Raw genomic sequence first — 24,883 nt, forward strand, 5'->3', positions numbered from 1 at the left:
GACAACACCACCCACAAACCACAACAAGGCACGCAGGACAACCTGCGAGCTTTATGCCAGCGCTACCCATCATCCAAAGCCAGACTGACGGGCGATCCGGCGATCCCAAGTCCGGCTTCACGTGCTGCCGGAAGCAGCAGGAGCAACGGGGATTCTTAAGCCCTTAAAGGAGAAACCCGCCACCCAGATGCAACGGCAGTGACAGTAAGGCCGGGTTTAAGCCCTTAAAGGATGAGACGCGCCAACCAAAGCCAGACTGACGGGGCCTCGACGATCCCAGGGACAGCGCACCCGAAGACTGGAAGATGGTTGACGGGGATCTCGATGAACACCAGTTGCCTCCCGCCCACTGGCCCCATGCTGTGGGTGCACCCACAGCCCGTTAAAGGACAAGACACACTGTCCCGCTTGTTATCGTGTTTGTACCTGCAGGAAAGACACTTACCCAGGAAAGGGCTATTCGTGACCAACCCAGTAAATTCGTGGAAGATTGTCACCGCTACTGCAGTCGTGGTCGGTTTCCTCCTGCTCATCCTGTACGTGGGTTTGAGCCGCTATTACAACGCCCAAGAGCTCGACATGCTTGTGGAAGGTGCCAACGCCAACGGCCAGAACTACTCGGTGACAATCCACAACCAGCTCACCGGCAGCTACTCATTCAACGCCGAGTAACCCAGCCGGAGCACCAAACTAGGCAATACGCAGAGCTGAGTGCCTGTTGGGCTCTGCCTTCCACAGAGCTAGATCATGCAAGCTCATGCGGACCAATCCCGCCCTCGACGTGGGTGAGCCGGAGCGGGGGGTGAACTTCCGCCAGCGCGTGGGCGTGGGGCCTGCGCCGTCAGTGCAACCAGTGCCGGCCGTGACCACGCTGATGGCTTTTGCAGGCCCGATGCCATGCTGCGGGCGACGGCTTCCTTATTCAGCGTCCGTGGACAGCGCCGCGACGAAGGCCTCCTGCGGCACGGACACGGAGCCGATGGACTTCATGCGCTTCTTACCGGCCTTCTGCTTCTCCAGAAGCTTCCGCTTACGCGAAATATCGCCGCCGTAGCACTTGGCCAACACGTCCTTGCGCATCGCTCGGATATTTTCACGCGCGATGATCTTCGAACCAATCGCCGCCTGGACGGGCACCTCGAATTGCTGGCGTGGGATGAGCTCCTTGAGCTTCTTCGTCATCTTATTGCCGTACCACTGCGCGGAATCGCGGTGCACAATCGCAGAGAAGGCATCCACCGGATCACCGTTAAGCAGGATATCCACCTTCACCAGGTCCGCCAGCTGCTCGCCGGCCTCCTCATAGTTGAGGGAAGCATAGCCCTTGGTGCGGGACTTCAACATGTCGAAGAAGTCGAAGATGATTTCGCCCAGCGGCATGGTGTAGCGCAGCTCCACGCGGTCCTCAGACAGGTAGTCCATGCCGCCCATTTGGCCGCGCTTGGACTGGCACAGCTCCATCGTCGAGCCCACAAATTCCTCCGGCACGATGATGGTCATCTTCACAATCGGCTCGTAGACCTCACGCAGCTTGCCACTGGGCCAGTCCGACGGGTTGTGCACCATAGATTCCTCGCCATCCTCCGCCACCACGCGGTAGGTCACCGACGGGGCGGTGGAAATCAAGTCCAAGCCAAACTCGCGCTCCAAACGGTCGCGCGTGATTTCCATGTGCAGCAGGCCTAAAAAGCCACAGCGGAAGCCGAAGCCTAGGGCGACGGAGGTCTCGGGCTCGAAGGTGAGGGAGGCGTCGTTAAGCTGCAGTTTCTCCAGCGCATCACGCAGGTCCGGGAAGTCTGCCTGGGAGATGGGGAACAGGCCGGAGTAGACCATAGGGTTCGGGTCGGCATAGCCCTTGAGCGGCTCGCTCGCGCCATTCGACGCCCACGTAATCGTGTCACCCACCTTGGTCTCACGCACGTTCTTCACGCCAGTAATCAGGTAGCCCACCTCACCCGGGCCCAGCCCCTTACACTTCTGCATGGTCGGGCTGACAATGCCCACCTCCAGCAGCTCATGGTTGGTACCCGTGGCCATCATGGTGACCTTCTGGCGCGGGGTCAGCTTGCCGTCCATCATGCGGATATAGGTCACCACGCCACGGTAGGTGTCGTAAACGGAGTCGAAAACCATCGCGCGGGCCGGGGCATCCTCGCCGAACTCGGACGTCGGTGCCGGGATAAGCTCCGCCACCTTATCCAGCAGCTCCGGCACACCCTCGCCGGTCTTGCCGGAAACGCGCAACACCTCTTCCGGCTCACAGCCGATGATGTGGGCAATCTCCAGGGCGTACTTCTCCGGATCGGCTGCCGGCAGGTCAATCTTGTTGAGGACCGGGATGATCTCCAGGTCATTTTCCATGGCCAGGTAGAGGTTGGCCAGGGTTTGGGCTTCGATGCCTTGGGCGGCGTCGACAAGCAGGATGGCGCCCTCACAGGCTTCGAGCGCGCGCGAGACCTCGTAGGTAAAGTCCACGTGGCCGGGAGTGTCGATCATCTGCATGACGATCTCCTCCCCCTTCATGGCACCAGATTGAGGAATCCAGGGCAGGCGCACGTTCTGCGCCTTAATGGTGATGCCGCGCTCACGCTCGATATCCATGTTGTCGAGGTATTGGTCGCGCATGTCGCGCTCCTCCACCACCTGCGACAACTGCAGGATGCGATCAGCCAGCGTCGACTTGCCGTGGTCGATGTGGGCGATAATGCAAAAGTTTCGGATCTTGGACGGATCCGTAAACGTAGTGGCCGCGAAGTTTGTAGACATGTGTTTAGAATAGACGACATGTCTAGGTTGGCACGCATTCTCGGTATCGGAGGCCCTGAGCCTGTCGACGTCGGTCTCGAGCGCATCACCGAAGGCCTAGGACTAAACCAGAATGATTCCGTGACGGAACCCCGCAAAGCCGCCGACATTCGCGTCGAGTGCGCTGACGCCCACCCGCGCAGCGTCTTCTTCACCCCCGACATGGACGGGCAGGCAGACTCCGGGGAAGTCGTGTGGGTATGGGCGCCCTCGGATGGCAAGCAATCCCCGCCGCGCGAGCGCGCCGTGCTGATTGTCTCGCGCACGCGCACCACCGTGCTGGGCCTGCTCATCTCCTCCAACCCGGGCCACGCCAACAAGGAGGAATGGCTCGATATCGGCACCGGCGAATGGGACGAATCCGGCCGGCAGTGCTGGGTGCGGATGGACCGCGTGCTGGAAATCTCCGAGGAACAATGCCGTCGGCAAGGCACACTCTTCCCGGAACGCCGCTTCGAACGCATTGCCAACCGGCTACGCTCGCGTTATCACTGGGCCTGATTTGGGGATTCGGCCCGCGCCCTGCTAAATTTTTTGGGATGCCGGGGCACGCTGGCGGTCAGGACCTTGGGTCCGCCTTCCTCGGTTGCACATTCCTACGACTCTAAGAGGTATAACGATGGCAAACATCAAGTCCAAGCAGAAGCGCATCCTAACCAACGAGAAGGCTCGTCAGCGCAACAAGTCCGTACGCTCCGCCGTGCGTACCGAGATCCGCAAGTTCCGTGAGGCCGTCGCCACTGGCGACAAGGCTGCAGCCGAGAAGCAGCTGCGCGTTGCCTCCCGCGCACTGGACAAGTCCGTGTCTAAGGGCGTCTTCCACCGCAACACCGCGGCTAACAAGAAGTCCGGCATGGCCACCGCCTTCAACAAGATGGCCTAAATGAAACCGCTCCTGAAGTGGGTCGGGGGAAAGCGTCAACTGCTGCCCGTTATCCACTCCGTGCTGCCCGAGAGCTTCGACACTTATGTCGAGCCTTTCTTGGGCGGCGGAGCGGTCCTTTTTTCTTTGGCGCCCGAGCGCGCCCGGGTTAATGACCTGAACACCGAGCTCATCACCGTCTACGAGGTGGTCCGCGATAACGTGGACGAGCTCATCGCCCTGTTAAAGGGCTATCCGAATGATTCGGATTTCTTCTACGAGATGCGCGCCCGCGACCGTGAGCCGGGTTTTGCGCACTTAAGCCCTGTCGAACGGGCTGCCCGCACGATTTATTTGAATAAGACCTGCTACAACGGGCTTTACCGGGTGAATAACGCCGGCCAGTTCAATGCCCCGTTTGGCCGCTATGCCAACCCGAAGATTTGCGATGAACCCAATCTGCGCGCAGTCTCGGAGTACTTGTCCACCCACGACGTGACGTTTTATAACGGCGACTACGCTGCGGTGGAGGCCAACGAGGGGGATTTCGTTTATTTCGATCCGCCCTATGATCCGGTCAACCCCACGAGCAATTTCACCGGCTACCAGTCGGGTGGTTTTGGCCGCGCGGACCAGATTCGGCTGAAGGAAACCTGCGACGACCTCAACGCCCGCGGGGTGAAGTTCCTGCTGTCGAATTCGGCGACGGACTTCATCAAGGAGTTGTACGCGGACTACCGCATCGACATTGTGGGTGCCACGCGCGCGGTCAATTCCGTGGCCTCGAAGCGCGGCAAGGTCGATGAGGTGCTCGTGCGCAATTATGCTTAACGACGCCGCTTGGGACCTCGTCTACCCTCACATCGCCGCCGACATCGCGGACCAGGGTTTCGCGATATTGCCCGCCGCGAAGATTAAGGAGCTATCGGGCCGCGAGCCACGGTTGATGGCCAAGCATGACTTTTCGGCAGCGCGCCCCGAGGTCTTTCGAGAGCACGGGTTATCCATGCTGCCAATTCGCCGCGATGCCTATCTCATTGGCCGCTTTGACCTGTACCAGCCTTTCCCGGAGCAAGCCGGGCCGCTGAAGTCAATGCCGGTTCCCCGCCACATTAAGTCCATTGACTTCGAGAACCTGACCTCGGAGGCCGCCGCACTCACCGCGGCGAGCTTAAGCGGCATGCTCGATGATTTCCTGGGCGGTGAGCTGGTGCCGACGGTCAGCGGGCGCATGTCGACGCTCACTCTGCCCATGCGTATCGGCGGGCGCGACGTGGTGGTGGACCGCTCCCAGATGGAGATTGATGCCGGCTTCGAGTCCGCCGAGCACCTCGTGCTCGTGGAGGCGAAGAACCACCTCTCCCCCGACTTCAACATCCGCCAGCTCTACTTCCCTTTCCGGCGCTTCTCGCTGGCCTTGGAGAAGGACGTCGTGCCGGTCTACGTGGTCTATTCCAACGGTATCTTCCACTTCTACCGCTACGCGTTTAGGCAGCCGGAGGACTTCCGCAGCATCGAGCTGGTCAGCGCGGCGCGCTATGTTTTGGGCGAGTCTGGCGTGACTGAGGCGACGGTGCGCGCGGTGCTGGCGCGCACGCAGGTCGAGGGCACGCGCGTTCCTTTCCCGCAGGCGGACTCCTTCGCGCGGGTCATCAGCCTGCTGGAGAACCCAGTGGACAAAGCGGAGATGCCCGAGGAATTTGGTTTTACCCGGCGCCAGGCGGATTATTACACCAACGCCGCCCGCTACTTAGGCCTGAGCAAGCTCAGCGGCACGCGCGATGAACGCAACCTCACCCTCATCGAGGCGCTGGCTTCCCGGCCGGTGCTCCGGGACATGGTGCAGCACGTCGTGACTACCCGCCGAGCGGTGAATAAAGAAGAGGCAATGGTCTTCATGCGCGCGGCCAATCTGGGACTCAACGATACGACCCTGCGCCGCCGCTCCGGCACGGTCGCGGCGTGGTCGCAGTGGCTGGCGGAGCTCCTCAACCAGGCCTAGGCGGCCTGGATGCCGGCCCACACCAGGGCGCAGCCAGCCACGACGAAGAAGGCGCCGGAACCGATATCGATCCACGGTCCGGCGGCCAACAGACGGCGGCGAATCGCGCGGGTAGAAATGACCGTCGAGAGGAAGACGAAGAGCAGGTAGCTCGACAACGACAAACTCAGCACCAGCGCCACCGATACCCACACCGGCGGGTGCGGCGGCAACAACGGGGCGACCATAGCGGCGAGGAAGAGCACGATCTTCGGGTTGGACAGGTTGGTGGCCAAACCCGTGCGGAAGACCTTGCCCACCGAGCCCAAGCGAGCGGCCGCCTCCTCCTCATCGACGGGCGGCTGCTTGCGCAGCTCCAACCCAGAGCGAATGGAGAGCACGCCCATGAAGACCAGGAAACAGCCACCGATCACCTGAATCAGGGAGAGGACGCCGGGGAAGGCGGTGAGCAGGGCGGCGGCGCCGAAGACGGTCAGCGTGCACCAGAACAGCACGCCTACCTGGATGCCCGTCGCCGCCGCAATGGCGTGGCGGCGCGAGCGCGTAGCATAGCGCGTCACCAGGACGATGTCGGGGCCGGGTGCTGCCGCACCGACGAGGTTCATCAGGAGAATAGCCGCAAACGCGGACCAGCTCATGACAGGCGCTCGAGCAGATCCTCACGGCCGAACATGCGAGCCGAGTCGAGGGCGTTGGGCTGGCCGGCGGAGGGGTCGGCGCCGGCGTCGAGAAGCGCGTCGATCACCGCGTCCTCCTTCTTAAAAATCGCCCCGGCCAGTGGCGACTGGCCGCGATCGTTGAGGAGGTTGACGTCGGCCCCCGCCGCAGCGAGCTGGCGTACCAGCTCCGCATGGCCATGATAGGCGGCAAGCATGATGAAGGACTGCCCGTCCTGGTTCACCATGTCCACGTTGACGCCCTGCTTGATGTACTCGAGCAGCGTGGCATCGCCGTTACGGGCAAAGTCGAAAAGCTTGGTAGCAAAGTTCTGGATATCATCCATGGAGGGTTAGTCTAGCGCGCCAGCTCCGCCACCCGTTTAACGGCCGCCTCGATGGCGAAATCTTCATCGCCGCCTTGTCCCTTGACCGCAGCATCCAGCTCCGCCATGAGGATGACGGCCTTGGTGATATTCTCCCCCGACCAGCGCCGCGCCACGGGTTGCGTGAGCTTCACCGCATAGGGCGCCATCCCGGTCTGGGAGGCCAGCGAGTACTGATCCCCGCGCGCGGAGTAGAGGCGCGCGATGTTGCCCACCTTGTTGGCCAGAGCAGAGGCGATGGCCACAGGGCTCGCCCCCAACTGCAGCGCCCGGCGGCACGTGGAGACCGCCGCCTCCACGCGGCCAGCCACAGCAGCATCCGCAATATCCCAGTTGGCTACCTCAGCCACGCCCACGTAATACGCGTGCACCGCCTCGCGGGTTACCTTGCCCCCCGTATCGAAGACCAACTGGGAGATGGCGGAGGCGAGTTCGCGTAGGTCGGAGCCGACGCCGTCGAGAAGCGCCTGCACCACATCCGGGGTGGGGCGCACCCCATGCGAGGCGAACTCCCGGGTAGCCCACTGCGCGAGCTCGTTCGGGTAGAGGGAGAAGACCTCATGCACCTCGGCCGTCTTGCGCAGCGCCGCGATGAGCTCCGGCGGCTTCTTCTTTTTCTTCAGCGTCTTCGCCGTCACCGAGTACATCAGGATGAGCGTGATACCAGGCATGGGGTTGGCGCAGGCATCGAGAAGGATCTTCGTGACCTCCTTGCCGGCCCTCTCCACGTCACTGATGACGATGACGCGGTCTTCCCCGAACAACGACGGACTGGTCGCTTCCAGGATTTCGCCTTCGCTCACCTCGGAGGCCTTGAGCTTGGTTACCTCGCCGTGTTGGATACTCAGGCGGGCGCGCTCGGCCAGGAATTCATCATCGCCGAGAATGAGGTGCACGGGGGCTGAAGACATGCCTGTCATCTTAGCAACGCCGCAATGACCCACCCACAGAGAAGGAGCATCGCAACGGGCCCCGCCGCCACGGTGGTCACCGGCATGGAAGAGGCAACGAGGTGGATCCAATCCGCCAGCGGTTCGATGAGGATAACAAGCGGCCTGCCCAGCCCCACCTGCGCGAGCGCGGCGGCGATGAGGCCCACGACTGTGATGACCGGCACGACAGGTGCCACCAGCACGTTAGCAATCACAGAAACCACCGAGACCCGCCCGGTCATCAACGCGATGAGCGGCATGGTCACGATATCCGCGGCAATGGCCACAGCGAAGGCTCGCGCAACGATGCCAGTCCCCAGCACCCGTAGCAACAGGGGGCTGAGCACCACGATGCCGGCGGTGGCCGCCACGGAAAGCGCGAAGCCGAAGCTGACGGCTAGGTCGCTATCCGCCGCCAGTAGGAAGAGCACCCCGAGGGACAGCGCGTGCAGCGGTTCCATCCTCGAAGAGTTCAGCACCGCTACTAGACCCGCCAGCCCGGCGACGGTGGCGCGTTGGACGGAGGGCTCCCACCCCACCAGCGCTACGAATAACGCCAACGCGCTTGCCGACGCCCCCACCCGCACCCGCTGCCCCGACACCACCAACGCGGCCGCGGTACACACGATGGCAACGTTGGATCCGGACACGGCGCTCAAATGCGATAGTCCGGTATCGATGTAGAGCTGCTTGTCCTCGGGGCTTTGCAGGCTGGTATCGCCCAGCACCATGCCGGGGATGAGGCCGTTATCGCACACGGCGCGGAAGTTTTCTGCCACCGCTGCCGTCCAGCTATGGGCGTGCGCGGTGAGCTCGCCGCTAAAGACGGTTGTACCCACGCCAACCTGATCCGAGGGGCCGGGGTGGCCGTGCACCGTCACCAGCGAGCCGCCGAAGGCCTCCGGTTTTTCTTTGAGGAAGACCGGCAGCTGCGCCGGGTAGCCCGGCACGCGCAGGCGCACCATCCACCCGGATGCCGTCTGAACCGGATCGGCGGCAAGCTTTCCCGTCACCTCCGAGCCGAAGTGAAAGCCCGCGGCGCGCACCGAGCGCACATAAGCCAGGGCGGCGAAGATGACTCCGCTCGCCGCACATAAAATGCCCTGCCCGCGCCACTGACCGCGCGCGAAAGCGAAAAGCACGAGCCCGGACAACAGCCACGGGTGGCCGAAAAGCACTGAGAGCGTGGCCAACCACGCCACCACCGCGGCGGGCACGAGCCGCAGTTCCCTCACGGACGGACCTTATCCTTCAGCTGCGCAAACTTCGCCGGACCAATGCCGGAGACATCCATGAGCTGCTCCACGGTGGTGAAACTGCCGACCTCCTCGCGATGCGCGATGATCGCGGCGGCCGTGGCCGGCCCTATGCCGGGCAGCTCCGTCAGCTCCTCCTCGCTGGCGGAGTTAAGCGACACCAGGCCCTCCTCCGCGGTTTCTGGGGCGTTGGGTGGGCCACCGACGGTGATCTGTTCGCCGTCGTTAAGCTTCTGCGCCAGGTTGAGGTTATCGGTGGGCACGCGCGGGCGCGCCACCTCGAGGGCGTCGTTGATGCGCGCACCCGGCGCCAAGGTCACCAGGCCCGGCTGCTCTACCTCCCCCACGACAGAGACCACGATATCGGCCGCTACCTCGCTGCTCGGCGCGGCCACCTCATAGGGGTTCTCCGCACTACGGCTCATCCCCAGCCAGGCCAGGAGCGCAACGCCGGCCACGCCCGCCGCGACAAGCGCCAGCCAGGGTGGCACGCGCACGCGCGGGAAATCGACGTTGAGCAGTTCTTCTTCGCCGGTTGGGCGGGTGAGGTCACGGAGGCGATCAGCAATGGCATTCATGCCCGCGACGCTACGCAGCGCCCTCACCCCCGTCGAGGGCTTAAGCCGCAGCCTGTGGATAACTTGTTGAAGGCATCAACAACGTCTTTAGCTCGGCTCCGCCGTCAGCTAAAGACTGCGGAGACGCCGATGGCCCCAGGGCCGACATGGACGGAGAGGACGTCGGTAAGCGGCACCAGCATGAAGGAAGAATCCGGCAGCGCCAAGCGCAGCAAGTCCTCCAGCCGGCGGGCCGAAACCTTATCCTCGTTGTACTGCACCGCGATGAACGCCGGATTGCCCTCCGCGCGGGAGGCCACCAGGTCCACGAGCTTGGTAAAGGCCTTAGTTTGGGTGCGGGTCTTGCCCACCATCTCCAGCTTGCCGCCTTGGATGGCCATGATGGGTTTGGTAGCGAGCAGCGCGGTAGACAGCATCGCCGTGGCCGCAGACATGCGCCCGGAACGGCGAAGCTCCTCCGTTGAGTTGAGATAGACCCAGGTGTGCCCGCGCTCAAGGGTATTGATGGCTGCGGCATAGCACTCGTCGAGTGAAGCGCCTTCCTGGGCAAGCTTGGCCGCCGCCATCGCAGCCGCGCCCATCGCCATGCCGGCGGTACCGGAATCGATAACACGCACGGTATCGGGGAAAACGCCGGAGGCAGTCACCGCCGCCGACCACGTCGAGGACAGCTCCTTCGAGAGGTGAATGGCCAGCACCCCGTCATCGCCGGAGCGCTCCATCTGACGGCCGTATAAAGCGGCCAATTCGAGGGCAGTCAGACCCGAGGTGGACAGCTCCGCGCCGTCCTTGCCGTGGCTTTCCATGACGTGCAAGTCGACGACGCAGATTCCAAGCTCCTCGACGATATCCGCCGGCAAGCCCGCGGCGGAATCGGTGACGACGCGAATCACTAGACGTCCGCCCCTGCACCACCAACGACAGCACCACCCATGTTCCAGCCGTCGAAGTACCACTGGGCGCGGGCGACGTTCTCCGGGGTGAATTGCAGCGGGGACAGCGGACGAGCGGCATCGAATTCGGGCCGCGCGGTCAGCTGCGACCAGTGGGTATTCTTCAACCCGGAGAGGATTCCATACTGGTGGTGCTCAAGGCCTAAAAGGTGGCAGGTCAGCGCGGAAATAGCACCGCCGTGCGCGACGACAAGCACCGCACCCTCATCCCACTGCGGATGTTTCTGCATGAGCTCATCAATAACGGGGCGCGCGCGGTTAGCCACGTCGACGCGGCTCTCACCCTGGGGCGGGGCCCAGGTGGGGTCGTGGCGCCACAGCGCACGTGCCCCGGGAAACTGCTCGTCCACTTCAGCCGATGTCATCCCCTGCCACTCACCCAGGTGGGTTTCGCGCAGGCGCTTATCGACGGACACCTCAAGCCCCAACTGACGAGCGATGATCTCCGCGGTGTCGCGGGCACGGATGAGATCCGAGGAGAGGATCGCGGTGATGTCTTTGCCCTCGAGCAGGTCAGCAGCCGCGCGCGCCTGCGAGTAGCCTACCTCTGATAGCTCGGTGTCCAAGTGCCCCTGCATCCGACCGGTGGCGTTGTAGGTGGTCTGCCCGTGGCGGATGAGGAGGAGGCGGCGGGTCATAATTCGTCGTCTTCCGGCTCTGGCTGGGCCAGGGGAATCTCATCGATCGATTCAACATCGCGCGGGTTGACTTCATCAGACCACTCGCCGGGGCGTTCCGGGGTGTCCAGACCGGGGATGTCGAGAAGCGGGCAGTCGTGGTACAGGCGGTCTAGGCCGTAGAACTCGCGCTGATCGTTGCGCTGGACGTGGACCACGATGGGGCCGTAATCGAGCAGGACCCAACGGTTCTCACGATTGCCTTCGCGGCGCTTAGGTTCAAAGCCCTTCTTGGTCAGCTCGTCTTCAACTTCCTCCACGATGGACCCCACCTGGCGCTCGGTATCGGCGGAGGCCAAGACGAAGACCTCGGTAATCGCCAGCACGTCGGAAACGTCAATAGCGGCGATATTGGTGGCCAGCTTTTCATCCGCAGCCAAGGCGGCGGTTTCCGCCATCTGGCGTGCTTCATCAGTAATCGACATGACAATCCCTACACAGTTACGTTTTCTTAAGAACTCTAGTCTTACACGACAAGGCTCATTTTCCTAGTCGAATTCCCCCTCAAGGACGCGCGGAGGCTACAGGGGCTTTTCCGGGTGCGGGCTATAAAGGTGGTTCTTGGCAATGTATTGCACTACCCCATCCGGTACCAGGTACCACACCGGCTGGCCCTGCTGGGCACGAGCGCGGCAATCGGTGGAGGAAATGGCCATGGCGGGGATCTCAATCAGCTCGATGTCATCCTGCGAATCTTCCGGCAGCATGTCTTTGCGCAGCTCATAGCCGGGACGAGTAACGCCAACGAAATGGGCCATCTCCAGCATCTCTTCCCAGTTGCGCCAACTCATGATGGACGCCACCGAGTCGGCACCAGTAATGAAGAAGAGTTCGGCATCTGGGAAAATTCCGCGCAAATCACGCAACGTATCGATGGTGTACGTGGGCCCCTCGCGGTCAATGTCTACGCGGGAGACGGTAAAGCGCGGGTTTGATGCGGTGGCCACCATGGTCATCAGGTACCGGTGCTCGGCGGCGGTGACCTGCTTATCGGCCTTTTGCCAGGGCTGGCCGGTGGGCACGAAGACCACCGTGTCGAGGCGGAAGCGGTGGGCTACCTCGCTGGCGGCGACGAGGTGACCATTATGGATGGGGTCGAAGGTGCCACCCATGATGCCGATGCGTTGTGGACTAGTCATGGCTGGTGAGTATACCGGCCACCGCATCAATGACCTGCACGTCCTGCCCGGAAGGCTCCCCCAAGAAATAGGAGGCGTGACGCTCCGCTTTGGTGGCTAAAGCGCGGTTGGCGGCGTCGAGGGAAAAGTCGCACACGAAATCACCGTCTAGGCAGTAATCGACAAAGCGATTCCCTGGGAGCCCGGCGCGGTTTTTAGCCCACGGGACCTGGTGAAGCGGGTTGCCGAAGGTGAGCATGGCGTGCAGGCGCCCGGTTTCGGCCAAATAGCCCTCCACGCTCGTTGCAACAAGCGCTCCTTGCGAGTAGCCGGCAGCTACCCACTGTGGGCGGCAACCGGTGGTCGCCTCATAGTTGTCTACCACCTTCGGGGCATTGCGGGCACCAGTACGCAGACTATCGATGGCCCCCAGCGTCACCGAATACGCCATCTCCCCAAGAGAGTGCTGCTGAAGGATCCCGAGCGCCCGCTGCACCAGCTGAAGTGGGCTTAAATCCTCGCCCTCCTGTGCCAATGGCGGCAGGTTCATGGCCGCAGGGTATGCCTCCGGATCCAGCGCCAGCACGTACACGCCATCCATAGCGCCTGGATGACGCTGCTCGACCTGGTGAAACAGCGCAGCAAAGTTGCGCCCCTCAAAACCCGTGGATTCTGGCGCCTGCTCTGAGTAGCGCTGCGGGCCCACGTATTCGCCTTGTTCCTCGTTCTGGTCCGAACCGCGCGCGACGAGCACCACGGTCTCAGGGCAGGTTTCAACGCCACCCGCCGAGGCCGCGGGCGCACTCATCACCGAGGCTGCCGCGCCGAGCACGGTGGTGGCAATGGCAAGAGATAAGGAAAGAGACTTCACCCTTTCCTGTTTAGCGGAAACGAACGTCATCCACCATTCGGCCAATGGAATCGTAGACCTGGGTATCCCACTGGTGGTTGGTGAAGAAGTACTGGCCGTGGGAACCCCCGGTGGGCTGCGCGGCGTAAAGGGTGTTGGCGGAAAGATCGCACACGGCGTCGAGCGGCAAACAGTAGTCCACGCGGCTGACGTTGGCGCGCATCTGCGGGAAGTAGCCCATCGGGCCGCCCGCGCCCTGGGTCGCGCCGACAACGGCCGGATCCCCGGCGCGGGTCAGCGGGTTACCAAAGGTCACGACACCAGCAAGCTGGCCACGGTGGGCTAGCTCCAGCTCGTGGTCGGACAGGACCATGGCCCCTTGGGAGTAGCCGGAGAGGATGTATTGCGGATGGCAGCCTGTGGAAGCTTCGTAGTTATTGATCGCGCTGGTAACGCCGCGCCTGCCGGTCTGGACCGAGTACATGAACTGGTTGATGGCGGAGACCGCGGTGTTGATGACCGGGTTGGCGTACTGCGTGGCCAAGCGCACGAGGTCAGCCGCGGTGTTCGGAACCGACTCGTTCGGAACAGAGTATTCCGGGTACGTCGCCGGGTAGTATTGCGGCTCCAGCCCCAGCACATAGACGTCCTTCATCAGCGAGTTGCCGCCGTGAGTGGCTTGGTAGCGCACCTCGGCGCCCTGCAGCATGGCGCGGATGGATTCGCCCTCCCACCCATTGGAGGCTCGGCCACCCTGGTTGGAATACTGCGTGGGGTAGATTTGGCCGTTCTGGCCGGAGCCGCGCGCGGCGACGACCACCACGGCGGAGCACTGTTCGTCGGCATGCGCGGCGGGTGCAGAAATGGTGTGGGGGACGATGAGAGCGGCCGCGGCCACGACGGCGGCGGCGACGGAGGAAGCAATGCGGGACAGCATGAGAGGAAGGCACCAATCAGTTCTTTGCTATTACCGCGCTTTAGAGTACCCAGTCCTCCTTCGCCGCGCAGCACGAACCCTGCACAAGGCGAAACACTCTACTCGAAAAGTTTTCGAGTAAAGTGTTTTGTGCAGGTCAGACTCGAAAAATTCTTTTCGAGTAGCTTTCGAGTAGCTTTTCGAGCTGGTTCTAGGGGCGGGTCTGGCCGGTACCCTGCAGCACCCACTTGGTAGACGTCAGCTCCGGCAAAGCCATTGGGCCGCGCGCATGCAGCTTCTGGGTAGAGATGCCGATCTCGGCGCCCATGCCGTAGACCTCACCGTCAGTAAAAGCAGTGGAGGCGTTGAGCATGACCGCTGCAGCATCTACCTCATTGGCAAAAGTCAGCAGCACGTCGGCGTCCTGAGCCGCAATGGCTTCGGTGTGGCCGGTGGTGTACTCAGCAATGTGTGCGATGGCGCCATCGACACCGTCGACCACCTTGGCGCAGATATCCATGGACAGGAATTCCTCGCGCCATTCTTCGTCGGTGGCCTCCACGGCGTCCTTGACTCCGAAGGCTTCGAGCTCCTTGACATCACCGTGGATGGTGACCCCTGCCTCCTGGAGGGAGGTGATGATGCGGAGCTTCGAGGCGTCGGAAAGCGCGGCGTCGATCAGCACGCCCTCCGTGGCATTGCAGACGGACGTGCGGCGGGTCTTGCCGTTGACCACCATGTCGATGGCCTTGTCCAGGTCAGCCGAAGCGTCGACGTAGAAGTGGCAATTGCCAGTACCGGTCTCGATGGCGGGGACGGTGGCGTTTTCCACCACCGCGTTGATGAGGCGCGCGCCGCCACGCGGGATGACCAAGTCCACTAGGCCACGAGCGGTGATGAGATCCTGCACGGAATCGTGGGTCTCACAGGGCAGAAGCTGCACGCCTTCGCGCGGCAGCTCGAACTCCACGAGGGTGTCCTGGAGGAGCTCCACGAGCTTGGCGTTGGAGTTCTTCGCGGACTTGGAACCGCGCAGCAGCGGCACGTTTCCGGACTTCAAGGCCAAGCCGAAGGCATCGACGGTGACGTTCGGGCGGGCCTCATAGACCATACCCATCACGCCGAGCGGCACACGGACCTGCTTCATCTGGATTCCGTTATCCATGGTGCGGCCCTGCAGGATCTCCCCTACCGGGTCTTGGAGGGAGGCCACTTGGCGTAGGCCGCCGGCAATGCCCTCGATGCGGGCGGCATCAAGCGAAAGACGGTCGATGAGGGATTCCGACATGCCGTTGTCGCGGCCGGCCTCGATATCAAGCTGGTTGGCAGCGAGGATGTCCTCGGTGTGCGCAATCAGATTCTCAGCGGCGCGGTGGAGGATTTCATTCTTGCGCGGGGTGGGCAGCTGCGCGAACTGTGGCGCCGCCGCCTTGGCGGCGCGGGCTTTGGACAGAACTTCTTCACGTTCGGTGTTGCTCATGCCATACCAGCGTACGGAAGGTCTGCCCGCTTGTCAGGGATTTTGTGCAGCTATAGGCGCGGATCGGCCTTCAGTTAGGCCTCGAGCTCGCGGCGGCGCTCAGCTGCGGCACGCAGGCGCTCGGCGCGCTTTTTCTCTTCCCCTTCGGTGAGCTCATCGAAGAGCTCTTCATCCGACTCGCTGAACTTCAACACCCCGCGCGCAGCCCAGGAAGCGAAGAATGCAATGACGGGAGAGATCCAGAAATAGCTCCAGTCAAAGACGAAGAGGCCCAGGAAGAGCGCGATCATCGCCACCGACCAGATGACGGAATCCACTATCTGCACCTTGCGTCCGCGGGCGAGCATGTCCTCCAGCTCCGCCTCGTGGCGGGTGGCGGGTGCTGTGGCGCTGGGGGTGGAAAGCTCTGGCAGGTCCGCAAAGAGCTTTTCGACGTCCCCGCGCGTGCGCGCCGCGGCAGCCTCGCCGGTGCGCTGCTCAAATTCATCGGGGCCTAACGTGCCGTTGACAAAGTGCTGGCTCAACTGCTCCAAGGCCGCAGAACGCTCGGCATCGCCGACTCGGATTTCGGGATTCTCCATTAATAGCCAGCCTTCGGATCAACCAGGGTGGGCAGCTGCTCCCCCGCTGCGAAGGCCTCGGCCACCTTGATGGTGTGCGCACCAATTTTTTCGCGCACGGAGCGCTGCGTATTAGCAATGTGCGGGGTGATGACCACGCGCTTATCCTGCCACAGCGGGTGGTCCTCCGGCAGCGGCTCTGGGTCGGTGACGTCGAGTGCCGCACCCGCGATCTCGCCTGCCTCGAGTGCTGCAACGAGGTCCTCGGTCTTGATGAGCGGGCCGCGGCCCACGTTGACCACCACGGCATGCTCCGGCATCTGTTGGAAAGCTTCTGCATCCACCATATGGCGGGTCTCCGGGGTCAGCGGCGCGATGAGAACGAAGTAATCCGCCTTCGGCCAGACTTTGTCCACCTGGGAAATCGGGTAGGTCTCCTCTGCTCCCTCCACCGGGTTGCCGGAGCGGTTCACCGCGATGATGCGCGGCCCAAAACCGGAGAGCATGCTGATCAGGCGCTTGCCAATACCACCGGCACCAATAATGGCCACGGTCTTATCGTCGTACAGGTAAGAGGTGTGGGCTTCCATATCGGCATAGGAATCAAACGTGCCATTAACGCGGCGATGCGCATGCAGCTGCGCCAACAGCAGCGCGATGGTGGATTCTGCCACCGTGTTGTCATAGACGCCGGCGGCATTCGACCACGGAACCGAAGTGCCCTTCATCGCATCCAAGACGTGATCCACGCCTGCAGAGGGAATCTGTACAAACCCAATGTTCTCCGGCAGCGGATCCGGGAAATCAGTGCCGTTACCGGTGTAAATGAGGAAAGAGGCCTCATCAAGCGGAGCGCGCTCAAACCCTGCGGCATCGAGCACCTCGATGGTTTCCTCCCAGGGGTGAGGTTCGATGGCGTACTTCATGAACGTCCTCCTTTGTTAGTATCCGGCGTCCGGGTCGACGCGCGTGGGCATGTCCTCGCCGCGCTCCCACGCGGCAGCGTTGGCATTGAAGATAGCACCCAAGTGGTACTGGGCCACGTGATCCGAGGCCGCCATGTGCGGCGTCAGCGTGGCATTGGGCAAATCATAAAGCGGGTGGCCATCCGGAAGCGGCTCCGGGTCCATGACCTCCAGGCCCGCGCCGGCAATCTCGCCCGTGCGCAGTGCGTCCACGAGATCATCGGTCACCACCGTGCTGCCGCGGCCGACGTTGATAAACACCGCCGAGGGCTTCATGGCGCGGAACACAGCGGCATCAAAGAGAGCCTCCGTAGCGGCCGTCGCCGGCAGGATACTCACCACGAAATCCGCCTCGCCCCATGCTTCGTCGACGCGCTCGATAGGCAGTGTTACGTCAGCGCCCTCCACCGGGCGACCCGAGCGATTCACCGCAGTGATATGCGCGCCAAAGGGCGCGAGATAGGCCATGAGCTGCGTGCCGATGCCTCCCGCACCCACGATGAGCACGCGCGTTGGCCCCTGTTGGTCATAGAGCCAGGCTTGGGATTCATCGAGCTCGCGCGCCACCGACCACGACTTTGCCAGGGCGAAAGCCTTGTGGTGGTGCGCTTGGGAGAGCATCAACCCCAGCGCGGATTCCGCCACGGGCTTGGCAAAAGCGCCGGCGGAATTGCACCACGGCAGGCCATCGCGCCGGATGAGCCCGGCATCGATATGGCGGTTGACCCCGGTGAAGCAGTATTGCACCCACTGGATATTCTCCGGAATCTCCGGGGTCTGCGCTGGATCCGAGGCGGTGTTCACAAAGACCTCCGCCTGCTCCAAACTCTCAACGCGCTCGTGCCCGGCAGCATCGATATCTGCCACGGTTGCTGCCCACACATCGGGCCCCATGAAATAACGCATTAAATTCGGGACGCGAAGTTGGACAGGTAATCAGCGTGGACAACGGGGCGGCGCATATCCTCCGGCAGCTCCTCGGTGTGCTTGCCCAGCAGGTTGCGCAGCGTGACGGAGTCATAGCCCACCTCACCGCGGCCAATAATCTGGCCCTTGGGGCCCATAATGTCCACGATCTCGCCGGCACTGAACTCACCCTTGATATCCGTGATGCCCACGGCCAACAGGGAGTTTCCGCCGCGAACCACGGCCTCCATGGCGCCCTCGTCGAGGCGCAGGGAGCCGCCGGTATCTGCGCAGTAGAGTGCCCAAAACTTCCACGCGGACAGGCGGCGCTCCTCGCGGGTGTGGAAGACGGTGCCTACGGAGGCGTCGTCAAGCGCCTGCCCAATATTGTCCGCCGAGGTCAGCAGCACCGGGATGCCGCCGCGCGTGGCCAGGCGAGCAGCAGAGACCTTCGTGGCCATGCCGCCGGTGCCCACCTTGCCGCCGTCGCCAGCAACGACCGCCTTGAGGTCCTTACCGGTGCGCACCTCCTCCACGAACTTGGCATCGGGCTCCGCGGGGTTCTTGTCGTAGAGACCGTCCACGTCGGAGAAGAGGAAGAGGGCATCCGCGCCAACCAAATTGGCCACAAGCGCGGACAGGCGGTCGTTATCGCCGAAATGCATCTCGGACGTCGCGACGGTGTCATTCTCATTAACGATCGGCACCGTGCGCAACTGACGCAGGCGATCAATGGTGCGCTGAGCGTTGCGGGCGCGATCGCGTTTGCCGACGTCCGACGCGGTCAACAGCACCTGCCCGATGGTGCGGTTATAGCGGGCAAAGGACACGCCCCACTCGTAGGCGAGGTGGACCTGGCCCACCGCGGCAGCAGCCTGCTTAGTGGCCAAATCGGTGGGGCGGGTGGTCAAACCCAACGGGCCCATGCCCGCGGCCACCGCACCGGAGGAGACAATGATGATGTCCGAGACATTCATGCGGGCACACACGGCATCGACGATCTTGTCGATCTTCTCGGTCGAGGTCACAAAGTCATCGCGGGTGAGCGACGAGGAGCCGATCTTAATGACGATGCGCTTAGCTTTGGAGATCTCCTCACGAAGGGGTGAGGAGAAACCGCTGGATTTTTCCGACAGCGTGGTCGTCTCCGGATAATCCATATCCGGGGTTGGCCCCTCGAAGGGTTCGAGGGGAAGCGGATAGTCGAGCTGGTTGTCGTTTTCGGATGACATACCGGCTCAGTATACCGGGCTAGCCCTGCCAGCGATCGCGGTTTGCGGACTCGCGCGTGACCGCCCCATCGGTGCCATAGTCAAACTCGTCGACGAGACCACGGCGCGCCTGGGAGGCGCGCTTGCGCTCGGCGGCGGAGACACGCTCGGTGCTCATGAGGCGGCCATCCTGTCCGCGGCCCGCATCGGTCGCGCGGCCACCAGCCATCGGCTCGTACTCGAAGGTGATGTCCCCGATGGTCACCGGGCAGCCTTCCTGCGCGCCTTGGCGGTGCAGCTCGTCTTCAACACCAGCCTTGGCCAGGCGGTCCGCGAGGTAGCCCACGGCCTCGTCGTTTTCGAAGTCGGTCTGGCGAATCCAGCGGTCGATCTTCTCGCCCTCAACGATGAAGCCGCCCTCCACCTCGGGGTCCGGGGTGACGGTGAAGTCGGCGAACCGGCCCTTCTTTTTCTTGCCTACGGACTTGGGCTGAATGATGGTGTGGTTCTTGTCCGCAGCGACCCTGGGCTGGGCCTTGCGGTGCTCGTTGACCATCTCCATGAGCTTGTACTTGAGTGGGTCAAGCCCCTTCCGGGCGACTGCGGAAATGATGAAGACCGGCCAGCCGTACTTTTCCTCGAGGTCGCCCTTGACAAATTCAGCTAGCTCTTCGGCCTCAGGAACGTCAGCCTTGTTGAGGATGATGACGCGCGGGCGCTCGCGCAGATCACCCAGGCCAGTGTCCTGCTCCAGCAGCTCTTGGTACTTGGCCAGCTCGGTTTCGAGGGCCTCGATATCCGAGAGCGGATCGCGGCCCGGCTCGATGGAGGCGGTGTCCACGACGTGTGCGAGCACCGCGGTGCGCTCGATATGACGCAAGAAGTCGAGGCCCAAACCTTTGCCCTCGGCGGCCCCGGGGATTAGGCCCGGAACATCCGCCATGGTGAAGGACTCATGGCCCATATCCACCACGCCGAGGTTGGGCTGGAGGGTGGTGAAAGGATAATCACCGATCTTCGGCTTGGCGGCCGAAAGGACCGAAATGAGCGAGGACTTGCCTGCGGAAGGGAATCCGACGAGGCCGACGTCTGCCATGGACTTCAGCTCCAGAATGAGATCGCGCGCCTCGCCCGGTTCTCCCTGCAGCGCAAAGCCCGGAGCCTTGCGGGCTGCGGAGGCCAGTGCGGCGTTGCCGAGTCCGCCGAATCCCCCCTCCGCGGCCACGAAGCGGGTTCCCGGGACCGTGAGGTCCGCGAGCATCTCCCCGTCCTCGGCGTAAACTACGGTGCCCGCCGGTACCTCGAGAATGAGATCCTTGCCGCGCGCACCGTTGCGCATATCGCCAGCACCATTGCCGCCGCGCTCAGACTTGATGTGCGGGCGGTAGTGGAAGTCCATCAGTGTGTGGATTTGGGTTGAGACCTCCAGCAGGATGTCTCCGCCGTGGCCGCCGTTGCCGCCATCGGGCCCGCCGAGCGGCTTGAACTTTTCGCGGTGGACGGAGGCGCAGCCGTGTCCGCCGTCGCCTGCCTGTAGGTGCAAGACCACTCGGTCAATGAATCGTGCCATGCCCGCTAGTCTAACGGTTCCTTGCATGCCGTCCTAGTTGGCCACCGGCGTGAACCCGACGCTAGTGTCCTCTCAGTTTCCTCCGCGCAGCTAGGCCGCACCAGCTGGCGTGAAAACGACAAAATCCCGAGCGGATGCTCGGGATTAAGCCATTAAGCTCTTAGGCAGTTGCTTCTGCAGCAGCCTCTTCAGCCGGAACAATGTTGACCAGACGACGGCCACGCTTGACACCGAACTCAACAGAGCCTGCAGCGAGAGCGAACAGGGTATCGTCGCCGCCGCGACCAACGTTCTCACCCGGGTGGAACTTGGTGCCGCGCTGACGCACGATGATCTCGCCGGCCTTAACCTGCTGACCACCGAAGCGCTTGACACCGAGACGCTTGGACTCGGAATCGCGACCGTTGCTGGAGCTGGAAGCACCCTTCTTAGTTGCCATGTGGTTTCCCTCCTTCAGGGATGAATTACAGCCGGTTAAGGCTTACTTGATACCGGTAATCTTCAGCGTGGTCACCGGCTGACGGTGACCAATGCGACGCTTGTAACCAGTCTTGTTCTTGTACTTGAGGATGTCGATCTTCGGGCCCTTGCCCTGCTCGACAATTTCAGCGGAGACGGAGACCTTCTCCAGGTCTGCAGCCTTCGACTTGACGGTTGCGCCATCGACGAGCAGAACCGGGGTGAGAGCAACGGAGGAACCCGGCTCACCCTCGATCTTCTCGACCTTGACGAGGTCACCTTCAGCAACCTTGTACTGCTTTCCGCCGGTCTTGACGATCGCGTACATAGAGGGCTACCCCTTATCTAAACTCGGCTCGCTAGCAGCTGGGTGGCGCCGCTAGCGAATGGACATTGGACAATTGCGTTCAGATCATAAGCCGCGAGAGACGCGCGAAAACCGCGTTCGTCCCATCCAGCGCATTCATGGTCTAAACAGCGACTGTCAAAGACTACCCCGTGAGGGGGCGAAAAGGCAAAACGCCTTTTCTAGCGCGACCTGCGCCGTGTTACACGACGCCTCCCGCGCCCGCCCCTGCTTCTTGTCGACGCCGTAGTCCGTACGGAGGCCTCGCGCTCCTTAGCGTCGCTTCCCTGTCCGCGTTCATTCGATGCCGGGATGGGCTGACGCTGCGACATCTTGCGCACCACCCGACGACGACCGCGACCACGGGTGGAGCGCACGCCCGTTGTCTCGCCCGACTCCGCGTTCTTTCGCTCAGCCTTATCCTGCTTCTTGGAGGTAGCCAGCTGGGCTTCCTTGGCCGGCGTCTCCTCCTGCACGAAGTCTTCGCGCTTCGGGCGAATATCCGAGCGGGAATTTCCGCGCGTGCGGCGCTTGCGGCGCGGCGAGTTCTCGAAGGCGGCGACGGCCTCCTCGTAGGTCTGCTCCGAGCGCTGGGCGGAAGATTCTTCCGCTTCGGCCTGCTTGTTCTGCGCTTCCTGCTTAGAAGCCGAGTCTTCGCTCGTATCCGCACGCTGCGGCTCCCGGAAAGTACGCGTTGCCCGGCGCGACTTGCGCGAGCGCTTCTGCTTTGACTTCGGCTTCGAACGCTTCGCTTCCAGGTTTTCCGCTACGGCATAGCCAATGGAGGCACTATCTGGCGTATCCGTGTCGTCCTCATCGACAACGACCACGCTAGCCACGAGCTCTTCGAGTGAGGATTCCTCGTCGCGCGCCGCTTCTTCGCTATCAGTTTGGGAAACCTCGTGCTCAGATGGTGCGTCTTCGTCATGGCGGTGCATGCGGACGGCTGCCGGGTGCTTCTTCGGATCGCGCTGCGGTGCGCGACGCTCCTTACGAGTCCGGCGCTGCGGCTTCGAGTTTTCTTCCTCAGTGTCCTCATCAACCGGGTAGTCGTGGATGATAATTCCGCGGCCATGGCAGGCCTCGCACTCGGTGGAGAAGGTCTCGATGAGGCCGGTTCCCACGCGCTTGCGCGTCATCTGTACTAGTCCCAGTGAGGTGACCTCGGAAACCTGGTGGCGGGTGCGGTCGCGGCCCAATGCTTCCTTGAGTCGGCGCAGCACGAGGTCTTGGTTTTCCGGCAGGACCATATCGATGAAGTCCACGACGATCATTCCGCCGATATCGCGCAGGCGCATCTGGCGCACGATCTCCTCGGCTGCTTCAAGGTTATTGCGCGTCACCGTCTCCTCGAGGTTACCGCCGGAGCCGGTGAACTTGCCCGTGTTGACGTCAATGACCGTCATGGCCTCCGTGCGATCGATGACGAGCGTGCCGCCCGAGGGCAGCCACACCTTGCGGCCCAGAGCCTTCTGCAGCTGCTCATCGATGCGGTAGGCGTTAAAAGCATCCTCGCCATCGTGCTCGCGCGCGTCATAGCGCACGACGCGATCGGCCAGGTCGTGTGCCATCGAGTCCACGTAGGCGCTGACCGTGTTGTAGGAACGCTTACCGTCCACCACCAAGGTGCTGAAGTCCTCGTTGAAGAGGTCACGCACCACCTTGATGAGCAGATCCGGCTCTTCATACAGGGTGACGGGCTTGGCGCCCTTCGTTGCCTTTTCGTGTGCGGCGCGGGCGCTGATGTCCTCCCACAGCGAGTGCAGGCGGTTGACGTCGGAAGCGATGTCCCCCTCCGACACGTTTTCTGCGGCCGTGCGGATGATGGCGCCGCCATCTCCCGGAATGACGCGCTCCAGGATTCCCTTGAGGCGCTTGCGCTCCGGTGCCGGCAGCTTGCGGGAGATTCCCGCGCTGCGCCCGCCCGGCACGTACACCAGGAAGCGACCAGCCAGGGAAATCTGGGTGGTCAAACGTGCGCCCTTATGACCGATGGGGTCCTTGGCCACCTGGACCAGCACCTGATCACCGGACTTCAACGCGTTTTCTACCTTGCGGCTGCGCCCACCAATCCCCAAGGCACGCCAGTCGATGTCGCCCGCATACAGCACGCCGTTTCGGCCTTGTCCGATATCCACGAAGGCCGCCTCCATCGAAGGCAAGACATTCTGCACACGGCCCAAGTAGATATTGCCTATCTGGGATGGGTGTGTTTCGGTCGTGACGAAGTGCTCTACCAAAAGGTCGTCTTCGAGCACGCCCACCTGCGTGATGACGCCCGCGCCGTCGGTGCGCTGCTTATCGCGCACCACCATAGTGCGCTCGACCGATTCGCGGCGCGCCAGGAACTCCGCTTGGGAGACAATGTGCTGGCGCTCCCGACCTTTCTCCCGCAGCTCCGCGCGGCGACGGCGCTGTGCCTCGATGCGGGTCGAGCCTTTAATCGCCTTCGGTTCTTCGATGTGCTCGACTTCCTCACGGGCGGACCCACGGCCTTCTGCCCCGCGGCCACGGGAGGTGCCGCGGCTGCCGCGCCGACGACCCCGCGGCTGGCTTACCGGCGCTGCATCCTCCTCGGATTCCTCCTCGTGCTCTTCTGGCTTCTGACGCTTGGACAGCGGCGTGATCTTCGGCGCCATGAAGACTGGCGCAAAGTCGTACACGTCCGGGTCTTCTTCAGCCATCGGGGTAATCAGTGGGGTGAGGTCGTCCCCCTCGTCGCTTTCACCGGCCTCGGCGAGCGCCTCGTGCAGCATTTCAGCATCGACCTTGTCGACGATCTGCGAAATCTCGTTATCAACGTTCTTACGCACGCGCTCGCGCAGCTTCTCCTCTTCCTCGCTCAGCTGCTCCGGTTGCGCGGCCTGCTCAGCATCCTGTGCCAGCGCGGCTTCCTGGGACTCCCCCGCGCTGTCCGGTTGCGCAGCAGACTCTTCCGGTGTGGGTTCCTTTGTCTGTGTCTGCTCCTTCGACTCAGCCTTCTTGCCTGCCTTGCTCACGCGTTTGACCGCGCGCTTGGCGCGCTTCTTCTTGACGGTCTTCGTGGGCTTATCCTCTGCCGAAACCTCCGGCTGGTCGGCGTCCTCGGCCGCGACCTGGTTGTCCTCGGTTGCGGCCTGCTCGGGGGCTTCGGTTGCGGGTACGAGGGCGTCGATAAGCTGGCCCACCTCTTCCGGTGTCAGCGAAGACTGTGCGGACTTCTTAATTCCCATATGTGCGAACTGAGCCACCAGCTCCTTGGAGGCCACGCCCACCTGCTTAGCCAGGGCATAGAGGCGGGTTTTGGGCGCGAGCGCCTCGCGGTCAATCCCCGCTACAGCTGCCGCCAACGCTGATTCAGTACGTTCTTTTTCTGTTTTCTTGGATGCCATTAGTGGCCGATCTCCTGACGTTGT

26 protein-coding genes are annotated in these 24,883 nt (G+C 62.7%); 5 read left to right on the forward strand and 21 right to left on the reverse strand.

Annotation, left to right across the window (positions count from 1 at the left end):
- Positions 1-462 precede the first annotated feature (462 nt).
- Positions 463-672 carry a hypothetical protein gene (locus tag HMPREF2781_RS08255; RefSeq protein WP_070447897.1) on the forward strand — a complete coding sequence of 70 codons (210 nt, stop codon included), beginning with the start codon at positions 463-465 and terminating at the stop codon, positions 670-672.
- Positions 673-918: 246 nt separating this feature from the next.
- On the opposite strand, the gene lepA is transcribed toward HMPREF2781_RS08255, so the two are convergent.
- Positions 919-2,766, reverse strand: coding sequence for a translation elongation factor 4 (gene lepA, locus HMPREF2781_RS08260; protein ID WP_070645325.1), 1,848 nt, complete (start codon positions 2,764-2,766; stop codon positions 919-921).
- Between the two features lie 18 nt (positions 2,767-2,784).
- Here lepA and HMPREF2781_RS08265 point away from each other — a divergent pair, with 18 nt between their 5' ends.
- From HMPREF2781_RS08265 to HMPREF2781_RS08280, 4 genes are all read left to right on the forward strand, one after another.
- Positions 2,785-3,306 (forward strand): type II toxin-antitoxin system PemK/MazF family toxin, encoded by a 522-nt coding sequence (locus tag HMPREF2781_RS08265; protein WP_070447893.1) that lies wholly within the window; start codon positions 2,785-2,787, stop codon positions 3,304-3,306.
- A 118-nt stretch (positions 3,307-3,424) separates the two neighbouring features.
- Positions 3,425-3,688, forward strand: coding sequence for a 30S ribosomal protein S20 (gene rpsT, locus HMPREF2781_RS08270; RefSeq protein ID WP_070645327.1), 264 nt, complete (start codon positions 3,425-3,427; stop codon positions 3,686-3,688).
- Positions 3,689-4,498, forward strand: a complete 810-nt coding sequence (locus tag HMPREF2781_RS08275; RefSeq protein WP_070645329.1) for a DNA adenine methylase — start codon at positions 3,689-3,691, stop codon at positions 4,496-4,498.
- The gene (locus HMPREF2781_RS08280; RefSeq protein WP_246821819.1) at positions 4,491-5,669 is read left to right on the forward strand and encodes a type II restriction enzyme; all 1,179 of its coding nucleotides are present in this window, start codon (positions 4,491-4,493) and stop codon (positions 5,667-5,669) included. The genes HMPREF2781_RS08275 and HMPREF2781_RS08280 overlap by 8 nt, the downstream gene beginning before the upstream one ends.
- Here HMPREF2781_RS08280 and HMPREF2781_RS08285 read toward each other — a convergent pair.
- The 20 genes from HMPREF2781_RS08285 to HMPREF2781_RS08380 form a co-directional block, all read right to left on the reverse strand.
- Positions 5,666-6,307, reverse strand: coding sequence for a LysE family translocator (locus tag HMPREF2781_RS08285; RefSeq protein WP_070645332.1), 642 nt, complete (start codon positions 6,305-6,307; stop codon positions 5,666-5,668). The genes HMPREF2781_RS08280 and HMPREF2781_RS08285 overlap by 4 nt on opposite strands.
- Entirely contained in the window at positions 6,304-6,672 is a 369-nt protein-coding gene (locus HMPREF2781_RS08290) for an ankyrin repeat domain-containing protein (RefSeq protein ID WP_046648995.1), read from the reverse strand. Before HMPREF2781_RS08290 ends, HMPREF2781_RS08285 begins: the two co-directional genes overlap by 4 nt.
- Before the next feature lie 11 nt (positions 6,673-6,683).
- A complete protein-coding gene (holA, locus tag HMPREF2781_RS08295; protein WP_070645334.1) occupies positions 6,684-7,631 on the reverse strand; it encodes a DNA polymerase III subunit delta in 948 nt (315 codons plus the stop codon).
- Positions 7,628-8,878 (reverse strand): ComEC/Rec2 family competence protein, encoded by a 1,251-nt coding sequence (locus tag HMPREF2781_RS08300; protein ID WP_070645336.1) that lies wholly within the window; start codon positions 8,876-8,878, stop codon positions 7,628-7,630. The genes holA and HMPREF2781_RS08300 overlap by 4 nt, the downstream gene beginning before the upstream one ends.
- Complete coding sequence (locus HMPREF2781_RS08305; RefSeq protein WP_070645338.1) at positions 8,875-9,477, reverse strand: ComEA family DNA-binding protein; 603 nt, start codon at positions 9,475-9,477, stop codon at positions 8,875-8,877. Before HMPREF2781_RS08305 ends, HMPREF2781_RS08300 begins: the two co-directional genes overlap by 4 nt.
- A gap of 104 nt (positions 9,478-9,581) precedes the next feature.
- The gene (locus HMPREF2781_RS08310; RefSeq protein WP_070447871.1) at positions 9,582-10,370 is read right to left on the reverse strand and encodes a DegV family protein; all 789 of its coding nucleotides are present in this window, start codon (positions 10,368-10,370) and stop codon (positions 9,582-9,584) included.
- Entirely contained in the window at positions 10,370-11,068 is a 699-nt protein-coding gene (locus HMPREF2781_RS08315) for a histidine phosphatase family protein (protein WP_070447867.1), read from the reverse strand. Before HMPREF2781_RS08315 ends, HMPREF2781_RS08310 begins: the two co-directional genes overlap by 1 nt.
- Positions 11,065-11,532 carry a ribosome silencing factor gene (gene rsfS, locus HMPREF2781_RS08320; protein ID WP_070447864.1) on the reverse strand — a complete coding sequence of 156 codons (468 nt, stop codon included), beginning with the start codon at positions 11,530-11,532 and terminating at the stop codon, positions 11,065-11,067. The genes HMPREF2781_RS08315 and rsfS overlap by 4 nt, the downstream gene beginning before the upstream one ends.
- Positions 11,533-11,628: 96 nt before the next feature.
- Complete coding sequence (gene nadD, locus HMPREF2781_RS08325; RefSeq protein WP_029159020.1) at positions 11,629-12,246, reverse strand: nicotinate-nucleotide adenylyltransferase; 618 nt, start codon at positions 12,244-12,246, stop codon at positions 11,629-11,631.
- Positions 12,239-13,096: a cutinase family protein gene (locus HMPREF2781_RS08330; protein WP_070447862.1), complete on the reverse strand. Its 858-nt coding sequence runs from the start codon at positions 13,094-13,096 to the stop codon at positions 12,239-12,241. Before HMPREF2781_RS08330 ends, nadD begins: the two co-directional genes overlap by 8 nt.
- Before the next feature lie 10 nt (positions 13,097-13,106).
- Complete coding sequence (locus tag HMPREF2781_RS08335; RefSeq protein WP_070645340.1) at positions 13,107-14,012, reverse strand: cutinase family protein; 906 nt, start codon at positions 14,010-14,012, stop codon at positions 13,107-13,109.
- A gap of 190 nt (positions 14,013-14,202) precedes the next feature.
- On the reverse strand, positions 14,203-15,471 hold the full coding sequence (locus HMPREF2781_RS08340) for a glutamate-5-semialdehyde dehydrogenase (protein ID WP_070645342.1): 1,269 nt from the start codon (positions 15,469-15,471) through the stop codon (positions 14,203-14,205).
- A 74-nt stretch (positions 15,472-15,545) separates the two neighbouring features.
- Positions 15,546-16,052, reverse strand: coding sequence for a DUF1707 SHOCT-like domain-containing protein (locus tag HMPREF2781_RS08345; protein ID WP_070645344.1), 507 nt, complete (start codon positions 16,050-16,052; stop codon positions 15,546-15,548).
- Positions 16,052-16,957 carry a D-isomer specific 2-hydroxyacid dehydrogenase family protein gene (locus HMPREF2781_RS08350; RefSeq protein ID WP_070645346.1) on the reverse strand — a complete coding sequence of 302 codons (906 nt, stop codon included), beginning with the start codon at positions 16,955-16,957 and terminating at the stop codon, positions 16,052-16,054. Before HMPREF2781_RS08350 ends, HMPREF2781_RS08345 begins: the two co-directional genes overlap by 1 nt.
- Before the next feature lie 15 nt (positions 16,958-16,972).
- Complete coding sequence (locus HMPREF2781_RS08355) at positions 16,973-17,902, reverse strand: D-isomer specific 2-hydroxyacid dehydrogenase family protein (RefSeq protein ID WP_070645349.1); 930 nt, start codon at positions 17,900-17,902, stop codon at positions 16,973-16,975.
- Positions 17,902-19,062, reverse strand: coding sequence for a glutamate 5-kinase (gene proB / locus HMPREF2781_RS08360; protein ID WP_246821823.1), 1,161 nt, complete (start codon positions 19,060-19,062; stop codon positions 17,902-17,904). The genes HMPREF2781_RS08355 and proB overlap by 1 nt, the downstream gene beginning before the upstream one ends.
- Positions 19,063-19,153: 91 nt before the next feature.
- Complete coding sequence (gene obgE, locus HMPREF2781_RS08365; protein ID WP_070645353.1) at positions 19,154-20,683, reverse strand: GTPase ObgE; 1,530 nt, start codon at positions 20,681-20,683, stop codon at positions 19,154-19,156.
- Between the two features lie 160 nt (positions 20,684-20,843).
- The gene (gene rpmA, locus HMPREF2781_RS08370; RefSeq protein ID WP_070447838.1) at positions 20,844-21,122 is read right to left on the reverse strand and encodes a 50S ribosomal protein L27; all 279 of its coding nucleotides are present in this window, start codon (positions 21,120-21,122) and stop codon (positions 20,844-20,846) included.
- A 42-nt stretch (positions 21,123-21,164) separates the two neighbouring features.
- Complete coding sequence (gene rplU, locus HMPREF2781_RS08375; RefSeq protein ID WP_070447835.1) at positions 21,165-21,470, reverse strand: 50S ribosomal protein L21; 306 nt, start codon at positions 21,468-21,470, stop codon at positions 21,165-21,167.
- A 200-nt stretch (positions 21,471-21,670) separates the two neighbouring features.
- Positions 21,671-24,859, reverse strand: a complete 3,189-nt coding sequence (locus tag HMPREF2781_RS08380) for a translation initiation factor IF-2 N-terminal domain-containing protein (RefSeq protein ID WP_070645355.1) — start codon at positions 24,857-24,859, stop codon at positions 21,671-21,673.
- Positions 24,860-24,883 lie beyond the last annotated feature (24 nt).

The organism is Corynebacterium sp. HMSC062A03 (genome assembly GCF_001811145.1).
In the GTDB taxonomy this organism is placed as follows: Bacteria; Actinomycetota; Actinomycetes; order Mycobacteriales; family Mycobacteriaceae; genus Corynebacterium; species Corynebacterium aurimucosum.